9 protein-coding genes and 2 pseudogenes are annotated in these 13,172 nt (G+C 54.8%); 7 read left to right on the top strand and 4 right to left on the bottom strand.

Going from position 1 to position 13,172, the window contains the following annotated elements; genetic code table 11:
• Positions 1-210 precede the first annotated feature (210 nt).
• Entirely contained in the window at positions 211-696 is a 486-nt protein-coding gene (locus tag ACMWLG_RS24555; protein ID WP_023311839.1) for an Hcp family type VI secretion system effector, read from the top strand.
• Between the two features lie 39 nt (positions 697-735).
• Here the strand turns inward: ACMWLG_RS24555 and ACMWLG_RS24560 are convergent, their stop codons facing one another.
• A complete protein-coding gene (locus ACMWLG_RS24560; protein WP_045399366.1) occupies positions 736-2,136 on the bottom strand; it encodes an MFS transporter in 1,401 nt (466 codons plus the stop codon).
• Positions 2,137-2,253: 117 nt separating this feature from the next.
• Here ACMWLG_RS24560 and ACMWLG_RS24565 point away from each other — a divergent pair, with 117 nt between their 5' ends.
• A complete protein-coding gene (locus ACMWLG_RS24565; RefSeq protein ID WP_045399363.1) occupies positions 2,254-3,159 on the top strand; it encodes a LysR family transcriptional regulator in 906 nt (301 codons plus the stop codon).
• A 4-nt stretch (positions 3,160-3,163) separates the two neighbouring features.
• Here the strand turns inward: ACMWLG_RS24565 and ACMWLG_RS24570 are convergent, their stop codons facing one another.
• Positions 3,164-4,618 carry a Cu(+)/Ag(+) sensor histidine kinase gene (locus ACMWLG_RS24570; RefSeq protein ID WP_045399360.1) on the bottom strand — a complete coding sequence of 485 codons (1,455 nt, stop codon included), beginning with the start codon at positions 4,616-4,618 and terminating at the stop codon, positions 3,164-3,166.
• Positions 4,608-5,291, bottom strand: a complete 684-nt coding sequence (locus ACMWLG_RS24575) for a copper/silver response regulator transcription factor (RefSeq protein ID WP_045399357.1) — start codon at positions 5,289-5,291, stop codon at positions 4,608-4,610. The genes ACMWLG_RS24570 and ACMWLG_RS24575 overlap by 11 nt, the downstream gene beginning before the upstream one ends.
• A 162-nt stretch (positions 5,292-5,453) precedes the next feature.
• Between ACMWLG_RS24575 and ACMWLG_RS24580 the strand changes: the two genes are divergently transcribed.
• From ACMWLG_RS24580 to silA, 4 genes are read left to right on the top strand one after another with little or no spacing between them, the layout of a single operon-like run.
• Positions 5,454-6,839: an efflux transporter outer membrane subunit gene (locus tag ACMWLG_RS24580; RefSeq protein WP_045399354.1), complete on the top strand. Its 1,386-nt coding sequence runs from the start codon at positions 5,454-5,456 to the stop codon at positions 6,837-6,839.
• A gap of 28 nt (positions 6,840-6,867) precedes the next feature.
• Positions 6,868-7,209 (top strand): cation efflux system protein CusF, encoded by a 342-nt coding sequence (gene cusF / locus ACMWLG_RS24585; protein WP_045399352.1) that lies wholly within the window; start codon positions 6,868-6,870, stop codon positions 7,207-7,209.
• Between the two features lie 11 nt (positions 7,210-7,220).
• A complete protein-coding gene (locus ACMWLG_RS24590; RefSeq protein ID WP_045399348.1) occupies positions 7,221-8,471 on the top strand; it encodes an efflux RND transporter periplasmic adaptor subunit in 1,251 nt (416 codons plus the stop codon).
• Positions 8,472-8,481: 10 nt separating this feature from the next.
• Positions 8,482-11,622 (top strand): Cu(+)/Ag(+) efflux RND transporter permease subunit SilA, encoded by a 3,141-nt coding sequence (silA, locus tag ACMWLG_RS24595; protein WP_045399396.1) that lies wholly within the window; start codon positions 8,482-8,484, stop codon positions 11,620-11,622.
• 42 nt (positions 11,623-11,664) lie between these two features.
• Here silA and ACMWLG_RS24600 read toward each other — a convergent pair.
• A pseudogene (locus ACMWLG_RS24600) lies at positions 11,665-12,154 on the bottom strand (hypothetical protein).
• Positions 12,155-12,701: 547 nt separating this feature from the next.
• Here ACMWLG_RS24600 and ACMWLG_RS24605 point away from each other — a divergent pair.
• Positions 12,702-13,055, top strand: a pseudogene (locus ACMWLG_RS24605) (lysozyme); the annotation flags it as partial.
• Positions 13,056-13,172 lie beyond the last annotated feature (117 nt).

The raw sequence follows: 13,172 nt of genomic DNA on the forward strand, positions 1-13,172 counted from the left end.
ACCGTCTGAATTTGCAGCGGGCTGGAGAAAGGGTCATTCTGAGAATGAAGATTCCGACGTTACTAACTGAGTGTTGTATCTAATCGTGGGGGCAGGTCATATTCATTCACTAATTCGGATCTGTTCTATGCAGATGGTGTAGCGATCATGCCTGTAATTAACCTCATAGCAAATGGAATAAGAGATTAATTAGCATAAGGAGTTTTAGAAATGGCTGTACCAGTACACCTCTTTTTGAAAGACGATGGTGGAGCAATGATCCGTGGCGGTTCTGATGTTGCAGACCGTGAAGGAAGCATAGAGCTTAGAGATCTTATCCATAACCTGAGCATTCCAACAGATGAGGCAACAGGTAAACTTACAGGTACAAGGCAACACTCAGCTTTCAGTTTAACAAAAGCAATTGATTCATCTTCACCCTATCTATACAAAGCAGTGGCTACAGGTCAAACGCTTCAAAGTGCTGAATTAAAGTTCTATCACATCAATGATGCTGGTCAGGAAGTGGAATACTTCAATATTCTTATGGAAGGTGTGAAAGTCATTTCAATAACTCCAGTTATGCATGATACAAGAGATTGTCCCGGTACTGGTCACCTGGAAAATGTATCTTTGCGATACGCAAAAATCACATGGAAAATCCTGGACGGAAATATTCAATACACTGATGCGTGGAATGAACGCCTTACAGCGTAGGCGTTATAAACGAGCAGCGCCGGAAGGCGCTGCAACAGTTTACGCTGATGCCCGAACTGCAGGGCGCAGCCGACTCACGCTAAATAACACCGATCCCGTTGAGGCTATCACGGCTATCCACAGCGCAAAATGCACGGCCCGGTCATGGTCTGATTCGGTCGTCGCCAGCAGTACGCCCACCGCGGCGGCACCGAGACACTGGCCGAATGTCCTCACAATCGACAACACGCCGGAGGCGTAGCTGGCATATTCCCGCGCCACGTTAGAGAGCATCTCCCGGTTATTGGGGCTCTGGAAGCAGCCAAACCCAATCCCGCAAACCAGGCTGCGCAGGCAGATGTTCCACGCGGAAGGATTGTCCGGCAGGGTGGCCAGCAGGACCAGCCCACCGACAAAAATCATCAGCCCGATTGTCGAGATTAGCGGCGCGGAAATCGTATCTGCCCAGCGTCCCGCATGCGGCGCGATCAGCACGATGCCAATTGGCCACGGGGTGAACAGCAGCGCGGAGACCACAGGGCTGTAGCCATACACGCTCTGAAACAGGAACGGCAGCGCGACAAAGGTGATGCCCTGACTGACAAACGAGGCCAGCGAGGTCAGCGCGGCGAGGGTGAAGCGCCCGTTGCTGAATATCACCGGGGGCAGTAACGGATGTTGCACGCGCCGGATACGCCAGGTAAAGGCGAAGGCGCTGACCAGCGCGAGAACGCCCCAGAAGACGGCCTGCCGGTTAATGTGTTGCGTCACGTGCTGAAGGCTGTCGGCCATCATGATCGCCGAACCTAACAGGACGGCGGAGAGCACGGCGCCCGGAGCGTCAAAGGAAGTGCGGTCAACGGCCGATTCCCGCGGCAAGGCCCGCCATGCCAGCAGCAGGGCGATGCTGCCCGGAATAAGGTTAATGGCGAACAGCCATTGCCAGCTCAGGGCGTCCAGTATGGTTCCGCCCAGCACGGGGGCAACTGCCGTGCTGGAGGCGATAAGCAGGGCGTGCAGCCCCAGAATACGGCCCAGCAGTCGCCCCGGAAAAACGGACCGCAGGATCGCCGGAGCGATACTCAGGGTCGCCGCGCCGCCTATGCCCTGCAGAATTCGCATCCCGGTTAACATTTCCGGCGTTGTTGCCAGCGCGCAGCCCAGCGAGGTGAGCGTAAAGGTGGCAAGCCCGGCAAGGAATACCCGGCGATAGCCCACGCGCGCCGCCAGCGCGGCGAAAATGGCCAGCGTCATCGCCGCTGACAGCAGATAACCGTTCGCGAACCAGACCGCCACGTTCGCGGGAACCTGCATCGCTCTTGCCATGGAGGGCAGCGCGATGTTGATCATGGTGCCGTCAAAGACGCCCATCAGCGTGGTGGTCATAACGGCGGCCAGGACCCGGGCGCGTTCATGCCCGGGTAAGCCTTCATCGCCGGGCAGGTTTGAAAATAGCGTCATCGTCGTTACTCCGCATAAGAATAGTGATGACGAAACTATAATCATGCGGTATACAGGGCGGAAGACGCAGCATTTGCACTTAATCATTGCATGTAACGCCATATCTGAGGAGCCACCGTGTCCGATCCTGATTTTAACCTTCTGGTTGCGCTCGACGTTTTGCTGGCAGAAGCCAGCGTGGCGGGCGCGGCGCGACGTTTGAACCTCAGTACCTCCGCCATGAGCCGCACCCTGAGCCGGTTACGGGAGGTGACCGGCGATCCGATCCTGGTACGGGCCGGTCGTCATATGGTGCTGACGCCCTGGGCCGAAGCCACGCGGGACCGCGCCAGAAGCGCCGTGCATGAGGCGAGGGCTGTGCTGCAGCCCTCCACCGACGCGCTGAAGGTGGAAAGTCTCGAGCGGCTGTTCACCATCAGAGCCAACGACGGTTTTGTGGTGGCGTTTGGGCCACTGCTGATTGCGGCGGTGGCGAGCGTTGCGCCCGGGGTGTGCATCCGCTTCTCGCCGAAACCTGAAAAAACCTCGCGCTATTTGCGTGAGGGGCTGGTCGACCTGGAGATCGGCGTGCAGAGCAATATGGGGCCGGAAATACGGCTGCAACGGCTCTTTCAGGATCGGTTTGTTGGCGCGGTGCGCAAGGGACATCCGCTGTCATTACAGCCTGACGTCAGCCTTGACGATTATGTCGCGTGGGGCCACGTGGTGGCCTCACCGGACGGATCGCTGCACGGGTTTGTCGATGAGGCGCTGGCGGAGCGCGGGATGAAGCGCAAGATCGCCAGCGTGGTGCCAGGGTTTCCGACGGCGTTATCCGTGGCGCTGGCCTCCGATCTGATTGCCATGGTGCCGGCGCTGTACCTGCTCAATCAGCCGATGAACGAGCGCGTACACGTCTTTGAACTGCCGCTTAAAACCCGGAGCATTACGGTGTCACAAATGTGGCATCCGCGCATGGAAAGGGATCCGGGGCATCGCTGGCTCAGGGAAAAGGTGCTGGAAGTGTGTCGGGCTGTGCGCTGACGCCTCAGGCCACTTTTCCCGGCACGGAGAGGATGAAGCGCGTCGATACCGCATCCGATTCCACGCAGACTTTTCCGTGGTGCGCGGTGACGATGGACTTCACGATGGCAAGCCCGATCCCGCTGCCTTCACCTTTGCGCTGCCTTGACGGATCGACGCGATAGAAACGGTCAAACAGCTTTGCCAGATGTTCATGAGGGATCGGCGTCCCGGGATTTTCTATTATCAGTTCAACGTCATTCTCCTTTTTTCTGATGGAGACCGTCACCGCTTTTCCCGCTGGCGTATAGCGCAGGGCATTGGAGAGCAGATTATTTACTGCTCTTCTGAACATCTGCGGATCGCCTTCTATCAGGCAGGGCATCCCGTTAAATTTCAGCGTAACGTTGCGTTCTTCCGCCCAGGCTTCGAAAAAATCGAAGACTTTCATGACCTCCGCACTTAAATCAAACATCACCCGGTCAGGGACGAGCTGGTTATTATCCGCCTGCGCCAGGAAAAGCATGTCGCTGACCATCCGGGTCATCCGGTTGTACTCTTCAAGGCTGGAGTACAGAACATCTTCCAGCTCTTTCTGCGAGCGGTTCTGACTCAGTGCGATTTCCGTTTGCGTCACCAGATTGGTGATAGGCGTTCTGATCTCGTGCGCGATATCGGCAGAGAAATTGGCCTGGCGGGTAAAGACATCTTCAATCTTTTCGATCATATGGTTGAAGGAGATGACCAGCTGTTCCAGCTCAATCGGAACGCGTGTCGGCTCCAGTCGTGCATCCAGATTTTCGGAGGTGATGTTTTTAATGGCGTTGCTGACGTTACGCAGGGGCAAATGTCCCTGACGAACCGCAATGCGGATGACAAGAATAATCAGCAGGCTGATAACGGCGGCAATCGCCAGAAGGTTTTTTTTCAGCGCCTCAAGGTAGTGGAGATGAAAATTAATGGAGAGCCCGATCAGCATAACGTAGTTCTGGGGTTTGCCCTGAAGCGTCGCCGTGCCTGAGGAGGCGATAATCCGGTACGTTTCCATTTTCATGTCGGACCCGGCGTGCATGTTTTCGGCAGGGTCTTCTACCGTCCAGAGAAACACATCCTGTGCGCGACGGTGTTCGCTAAAGTTCGCCGTGTTCATTGCCGGGCGCAAAGCCGCCCCTTGCGCCGAGCTGAACAGGGTATTGCCCTGCGGATCCAGGAGCAGAACGGCCACGTTGCGGTAGCTGGCCATCGACTCTTTGATCTTGCTGATTTTCTTTTGATCGGGATCGGCCGGAGATTGCAGTATGCGGTGCATCGCGGTGCTGATTTGCTGCAGGTCGCTGATATCCTGCTCCGCGAAATGCTTTTCAACGGAATGCAGCATAAACCAGGTAAAGGCGAAAAAGGCCAATATCGTGGAGAGGCTGATGAAGAAGGTCAGCCGCAGGGCAAGTGAAAAAGGGCGCCTGGCAAGCTTAACGCGCATCCGGTACCTCCAGCATATAGCCCACGCCGCGCACCGTCTGGATCAGCTTCGGTTCAAAATCGTTATCGATTTTCGCGCGCAGCCGCTTTACCGCCACATCAATCGCGTTAGTGTCGCTGTCAAAATTCATGTCCCACACCTGGGAGGCAATCAGGGAGCGGGGAAGCACCTCACCCTGATGACGCATGAAAAACTCCAGCAGGCTGAACTCTTTGCTGGTTAACTGGATGCGGCTCCCGGCCCGGCTGACTTTTCTCGACACGAGGTCAACCGTCAGGTCAGCCACCTGAAGCTGGCTTTCCGCAATAACCGTATTTCCGCGCCTCAACAGCGTCCTTACCCGGGCAAGCAGCTCCGCAAAGGCGAAAGGCTTAATCAGATAATCATCCGCGCCCAGCTCAAGTCCTTTAACCCGGTGTTCAATCGTCCCGAGGGCCGTGAGTAACAGGATGGGCATCCCTTTACCGGCCGAGCGGAGCATACGGACAATATCCCAGCCGTTCACATCGGGCAGCATGATATCCAGAATCAGCAGATCGTATTCCGCGGTCATAGCGAGATGATAGCCGTTCAGGCCGTTATCCGCGTGGTCCACAACAAACCCCGCTTCAGTCAGCCCCTTACTCAGGTACTCACCGGTTTTCATTTCGTCTTCGACGATCAGTATTTTCATCGTGCTCCCCTGACTGGCTGCTGATGACATTCTAGTGAGCGTACCGCCGTTAACAATGACTTACGCTAAAAATGACAACATTGTCATTATCCTGTCACCCGTCAAACAGGATGCGTTCCGTAGAGTAGCCCTAAAACTACTCTGGACTTTATTTGAACCGTTATGTTCCTGTTAAAACGACTAAGCATCAGTACGGTATTTATTCTGGCAGGCTGCGTCTCGCTGGCTCCGGAGTACCAGCGGCCGGAAGCACCTGTCCCCCGGCAGTTTTCGCTCTCCCGTAACGGCCTGACGCCCGCGGCGGCTGGGTATCAGGACACCGGCTGGCGCAACTTTTTCGTCGATCCTCAGGTTGCGGGGCTGATTACGGAGGCCCTGAAGAACAATCGCGATCTAAAAATGGCCGCCCTGAAGGTCGAAGAGGCCCGGGCGCAGTTCAACGTGACGGATGCGGATCGCTACCCTCAGATGAATGCCTCCTCGGGCATCACGTACAGCGGCGGGCTGAAAAGTGACAAACCCACCGCGCAGCAGTACGACGCGGGCCTTGCGCTTAGCTATGAACTCGATTTCTTCGGCAAGCTGAAGAACATGAGCGATGCCGACCGACAAAACTTTTTCGCCAGCGAAGAGGCCCGTCGCGCGGTGCATATCCTGCTCGTCTCTAACGTGTCGCAGAGCTATTTCAACCAGCAGCTGGCGTATAAACAGCTGCGCATCGCGCAGGATACGCTGACAAATTACCAGCAGTCTTATGCTTTCGTTGAGCAGCAGCTGGTGACGGGCAGTACGAGCGTCCTGGCGCTGGAACAGGCCCGGGGACAGATCGAAAGCACGCAGGCAGAGATTGCCAAAAGAGAGGGGGAGCTGGCGCAGGCCAATAATGCACTGCAGCTGATCCTCGGCACGTATCGCGCGCTCCCGGGCGACGGAGGCATGAACGCCAGCGATGTCGCCCCGGTAAAACTGCCTCCTCATCTTTCATCCGCGATACTGTTGCAGCGCCCGGATATTATGGAGGCGGAGTATCAGCTTAAAGCGGCCGATGCGAATATCGGCGCGGCGCGCGCCGCCTTTTTCCCGTCCATATCTCTCACCAGCGGGCTATCAACCGGAAGCACGGAGTTGTCCAGCCTGTTCACGTCAGGGAGCGGGATGTGGAATTTTATTCCTAAAATCGAAATTCCCATTTTTAATGCGGGCAGGAATAAGGCCAACCTGAAGCTGGCCGAAATTCGCCAGCAGCAGTCGGTGGTTAATTACGAACAAAAAATTCAGTCCGCCTTTAAACAGGTTGCCGACGCGCTCGCGCTGCGGGACAGCATTAACCAGCAGCTTGCTGCACAACAGCGGTATCTGGATTCGCTCCGCATCACGCTTCAACGTGCCAGAGGGCTATATTCCAGCGGCGCGGTCAGCTATATCGAAGTGCTTGACGCGGAGCGTTCTCTTTTCTCTACCAAGCAAAATATTCTCGACCTTATTTATGCCCGGCAGGTTAATGAAATTAATCTCTTCACCGCGCTCGGCGGCGGTTGGGTCGAATAACGTAATTTAATTAAACAGGAAAATAACCATGCGCAATTCACTTAAGGCCGTTGTATTTGGTGCGATCTCCATTGTGTTTTCTGCCAGCCTCCAGGCTGAGGTTCATCAGCACGAGATGATGAGTGCTGCCAGCGAAGGGACCTCAGAGCAGGTCATCACGGGAACCGGCATCGTGAAGGACATTGATCTCACGAATAAAAAAGTCACGATTTCCCATGAAGCGATCCCGGAAATTGGCTGGCCCGCGATGACCATGCGTTTTACCTTTATTCAGGCTGACGAGAGTATTAATGCCTTAAAAGTCGGCAGCCACGTGAATTTCTCGTTTGTTCAGCAGGGCAATCTCTCTTTACTCAAGAGCATTAAATAGCGAGACGCGGCATGGCCTCATTAAAAATAAAATATGCTGCCGTGATAGTCAGCAGCCTTATTGCGGGAGGGCTGATATCAGTGTCGGCATGGCAGGTTTTTCATTCATCTGTAAAAACGGAAAATAGCGCACCAGAAAGAAAGGTACTTTTCTGGTATGACCCAATGAAGCCAGACGTAAAATTCGATAAACCCGGTAAATCGCCGTTTATGGATATGGATCTGGTGCCGAAATATGCGGATGAAAACGACAATAAAAGCAGTGCCGGTATCCGTATTGATCCGACACAGGTTCAGAACCTGGGATCAAAAACGCAAAAGGTGACGCGCGGAACGCTGAACTATGCCCAGACCATCCCGGCCAACGTCAGCTACAACGACTATCAGTTTGTCATTGTGCAGGCGCGCGCGGAAGGCTTCGTGGAGAAAGTGTACCCGCTGACGACGGGCGATAAGGTGAAGAAAGGCACGCCGCTCGTTGATATAACCATTCCTGACTGGGTAGAGGCGCAGAGCGAGTTTCTGCTGTTATCCGGTACCGGCGGAACGCCGACGCAAATCAAAGGGGTTCTCGAACGGCTTCGGCTGGCGGGTATGCCGGATGAGGATATTCAGAGACTGCGTGCGACCCGCACTATCCAGACCCGGTTTACCATCAGGGCGCCGATCGACGGAGCGATCACGGCCTTTGACCTGCGTACCGGCATGAATATTTCCAAAGATAAGGTGGTAGCGCAAATTCAGGGGATGGATCCGGTCTGGATCGGCGCGGCAGTGCCTGAGTCTATTGCTTATCTGCTGAAAGAGACCTCGCAGTTTGCGGTTTCGATACCGGCTTATCCGGATAAATCCTTCCCGGTTGAAAAATGGAGTCTTCTGCCGAGCGCGGATCCAACCACCCGTACGCTGCAGGTGCGCCTGCAGGTCGATAACAAGGATGAGCTGCTTAAACCGGGCATGAATGCCTACCTGAAGCTGAATACCCAAAGCCAGGAAATGCTGCTGATCCCCTCCCAGGCCGTTATCGATACCGGCAAAGAACAGCGCGTTATTACGGTTGATGCGGACGGGAATTTTGTCCCGAAAAGGATCCACGTTCTGCATGAATCTCAGCAGCAGTCCGGCATTGGTAGCGGACTGGAAGAGGGGGAGTCGGTAGTGGTCAGCGGTCTGTTCCTGATTGACTCGGAGGCCAATATTACCGGCGCGCTGGAGCGCATGCGTCACGCTGATGCCGCTGACGACGCGCACTCTGGCCATTAAGGAGACGATGATGATTGAATGGATTATCCGGCGGTCGGTCGCCAACCGTTTCCTGGTAATGATGGGGGCACTGTTCCTCAGCGTCTGGGGCACCTGGACGATTATTAACACGCCAGTCGATGCCTTGCCCGATCTCTCTGACGTTCAGGTGATTATCAAAACCAGCTATCCCGGCCAGGCCCCGCAGATTGTTGAAAACCAGGTCACCTATCCACTCACGACCACCATGCTGTCGGTTCCCGGCGCAAAGACCGTGCGCGGTTTTTCGCAGTTTGGCGATTCGTACGTGTACGTCATTTTTGAAGACGGCACCGATTTGTACTGGGCCCGTTCGCGCGTGCTGGAATATCTGAACCAGGTTCAGGGCAAGCTGCCTGCCGGCGTGAGCTCTGAAATTGGTCCAGATGCCACGGGCGTGGGCTGGATATTTGAGTATGCGCTGGTGGATCGCAGCGGAAAACACGATCTCGCTGAGTTGCGCTCATTGCAGGACTGGTTCCTGAAATTTGAATTGAAAACTATCCCGAACGTGGCCGAAGTGGCCTCCGTCGGTGGCGTGGTGAAGCAGTATCAGATCCAGGTTAATCCGTTAAAACTGGCTCAGTACGGCATTAGCCTGCCGGAGGTTAAGCAGGCCCTTGAGTCGTCTAACCAGGAGGCGGGGGGATCGTCAGTTGAAATGGCGGAAGCGGAGTATATGGTCCGGGCCAGCGGCTATCTGCAGACGATGGACGATTTCAATAACATCGTCCTGAAAACCGGCGAGAACGGGGTACCGATTTACCTTCGCGATGTTGCCCGCGTACAAACGGGTCCGGAAATGCGCCGCGGTATTGCCGAGCTGAACGGGCAGGGGGAAGTTGCGGGTGGCGTGGTCATCCTGCGTTCGGGAAAAAATGCGCGCGAAGTCATCACGGCGGTGAGAGATAAGCTTGAGACGCTGAAGGCCAGCCTGCCGGAAGGGGTTGAGATTGTGACCACCTACGATCGCAGCCAGCTCATCGATCGGGCAATCGACAACCTGAGTTCCAAACTGCTTGAAGAGTTTATCGTGGTGGCCATCGTCTGCGCCCTGTTCCTGTGGCACGTTCGATCTGCGCTGGTCGCGATTATCTCTCTGCCGCTTGGCCTGTGTATTGCCTTTATCGTCATGCATTTCCAGGGATTGAACGCCAACATTATGTCGCTGGGAGGCATTGCCATTGCCGTCGGCGCGATGGTGGATGCCGCCATCGTCATGATTGAAAACGCGCACAAACGGCTCGAAGAGTGGGATCACCAGCATCCGGAAGAGCAGATTGATAACGCCACCCGCTGGAAGGTGATCACCAATGCCTCTGTCGAGGTTGGCCCGGCGCTGTTTATCAGCCTGCTGATCATCACCTTATCCTTCATTCCCATCTTTACTCTTGAGGGGCAGGAAGGGCGGCTGTTTGGTCCGCTGGCTTTCACCAAAACGTACTCCATGGCGGGTGCGGCTGCGCTGGCCATCATCGTTATCCCCATCCTGATGGGGTTCTGGATCCGGGGTAAGATTCCCGCTGAGACCAGTAACCCGTTGAACAGGCTACTGATTAAAGCCTACCATCCGCTACTGATTAAGGTGCTCCGCTGGCCAAAAACAACCCTGCTGGTTGCGGCTTTGTCCATCTTCACGGTGATCTGGCCTCTCAGCCAGGTGGGCGGCGAATTCCTGCCGAAGATTAATGAAGGCGATCTGCTCTATATGCCGTCAACGTTGCCGGGCGTTTCTCCGGCAGAAGCGGCCGCGCTGTTACAGACCACGGACAAACTCATCAAAACCGTACCTGAAGTGGCCTCGGTGTTTGGCAAAACCGGCAAGGCCGAAACGGCAACGGATTCCGCGCCGCTCGAAATGGTGGAGACCACGATTCAGCTCAAGCCTGAGGATCAGTGGCGGCCCGGCATGACGATTGACAAGATTATTGACGAGCTCGATAAGACCGTTCGGTTGCCCGGCCTGGCGAACCTCTGGGTTCCGCCCATTCGTAACCGGATCGATATGCTTTCGACCGGGATCAAAAGCCCGATTGGTATCAAGGTGTCGGGTACCGTTTTGTCGGATATCGACGCCACGGCGCAGAGCATCGAGACGGTAGCCAAAACGGTGCCGGGCGTGGTGTCTGCCCTGGCTGAACGTCTGGAGGGCGGGCGCTACATTGACGTCGATATCAACCGGGAAAAAGCCTCGCGCTATGGGATGACGGTGGGCGATGTGCAGCTCTTTGTCTCCTCGGCCATCGGCGGTGCCACGGTAGGGGAAACGGTGGAAGGCGTCGCCCGGTACCCGATTAATATCCGCTATCCTCAGGACTACCGGAACAGCCCGAGCACGTTAAAGCAGATGCCGATCCTGACGCCGATGAAACAGCAGATCACGCTGGGCGATGTGGCGGATATCAACGTGGTTTCCGGCCCCACGATGCTGAAAACGGAGAATGCCCGGCCTGCAAGCTGGATTTATATTGATGCCCGCGGCAGGGATATGGTGTCGGTGGTGAACGACATTAAGACGGCTATTAGTCAGAACGTAAAGCTGAGGCCGGGCACCAGCCTCTCATTCTCCGGGCAGTTTGAGCTGCTCGAACACGCCAACAAGAAACTGAAGCTGATGGTGCCGATGACGGTGATGATCATCTTTATTCTGCTGTATCTGGCGTTCCGTCGCGTGGATGAAGCGCTGCTGATCCTGATGAGTCTGCCGTTCGCCCTGGTCGGGGGAATTTGGTTCCTTTACTGGCAGGGCTTCCATATGTCTGTGGCAACCGGCACCGGTTTTATCGCTCTGGCCGGGGTGGCAGCAGAATTTGGGGTGGTCATGCTGATGTATTTGCGTCATGCCGTTGAGGCTCAGCCGGCGTTGTCCCATCGGGACACGTTCACAGAACAGGCGCTGGATGACGCCCTTTACCATGGCGCCGTGCTGCGCGTGCGGCCAAAGGCAATGACCGTCGCTGTGATCATTGCCGGTCTGCTGCCCATTCTGTGGGGGACGGGCGCAGGGTCAGAAGTCATGAGTCGGATAGCGGCACCTATGATTGGCGGGATGATCACGGCGCCGCTGTTATCGCTATTTATTATTCCGGCGGCGTACAAGTTAATTTGGTTGCGCAGGCAGAGAAAGCCATAAAAAAACCCGCCAGCGATGGCGGGTTTTTTACGAGATGAACGCTTAGCGCGCTGTTTTAGCACGCGTCTGGCTGAGAAGCTTGCGCCAGGCACGATTATGTAGAGTAAACAGCAGCATCTTATAGAAGGGGGGGAAAGAATACAGCTGCCGTTAATACCAGGCTTATCACCGCCAGCGTAAGGTGTAACCGCACGGCGCGCATGCTGCCTTTGCCAATCATAAACATCGTCACGCCGTTAAGGCCAGCGAACAGAAGGGCGATCAGGACAACCCAGACGAATACGTGTTCCGCTGGCTGGTCGAGTCCGGCGAGTACGCCATACCCCAGCCACAGCTGAGGAATAGCGAAACTGACAATTACCCCGAGGGTACTGATCGCCGCTGGAATACCCATGGTGTGTAGACCTACAGGTTTGCCCATTTCGTCAGCCAACACAGTTTTTAGCTGTTGCAGCTGTGTCGGGGAGGCATTGCTTATGCTGGTAGCCACCTCGTTACAGCGTTGCAGGCGGCGGGAAAAAAATTTAACCATTTGAATACTCAGCGTTTAGTTAGGCGAGAATGACTGCAACAGACCGACTACATAGCGCCCGGACTGGACGGTGTTTTGAGGATTGCGGATCGTCCCCGTGAGTGAACTGCCCACAAAGGCCGATGCGTTGTTCACGGCACTCATCAGCTCACGTTGCTGTTTTATCTCATCATCAGCACGCTCGAAGCATCGACTGTGTATCTTGCAGGACCGCTAACATTGATGCCTACATAATTGAAAACCGAATCTGGCTTGATATTAATCAAAAAAAACAAATTTAACTTGATGAAAAGAAAAACAATTCTTGTTTTCTGACAAAACACTGGATCAGTTTATCCCCAACAGTGGCAAAGTGGTCGCTTTTGCCGACTGGACAGTGGCAGTGCCTGTCGCTAGAGCACCATCGCTGAACAGTGCAGAATTAGCAACGTCCGCTTTTGGCACAAAGCTGACATCCCAACCTGTGTCAGATCATTAAAATTGCCATAAGTTAAGCTAGTAACTCTCTGGTATGACGTATCGCTTGCGCATCAGGCTGGACAACCAAATTCTTGATCAGTTTCTGAATGAGAAAGAGGGTAACTGCCTCACGGCCTACAAAAATGTTGGTGGTATCTGGACTATTTGCCGCGGCGCAATGATGGTTGATGGTAAACCGGTTGTGCAGGGCATGAAATTGACACAGGCCAAATGCAATCAGGTGAATGCTATCGATCGCAATAAGGCGCTGGCAAGGGTTGACCGCAATATTTCGGTACCGCTTACTGAGCCGCAGAAAGCTGGGATCGCATCTTTCTGTCCGTACAACATCGGGCCGGGTAAGTGCTTCCCGTCCACGTTCTATAAGCGCATTAATGCCGGTGACCGCTACGGGGCATGCGAGGCAATTCGCTGGTGGATTTATTTACCAAAGCAGGTGATTTAACTTATGTTGAGTAAAAACTAGGTTCATGGATAATTTTGTGGCTACTGTATTGTTTTTTCAAAGATTCTAAGTTTCCATGAGTAATTCACTTCA

The sequence above is a fragment of the Enterobacter sp. 01-M-02-SI-ECC genome, assembly GCF_047530595.1.
In the GTDB taxonomy this organism is placed as follows: domain Bacteria; phylum Pseudomonadota; class Gammaproteobacteria; order Enterobacterales; family Enterobacteriaceae; genus Enterobacter; species Enterobacter cloacae_M.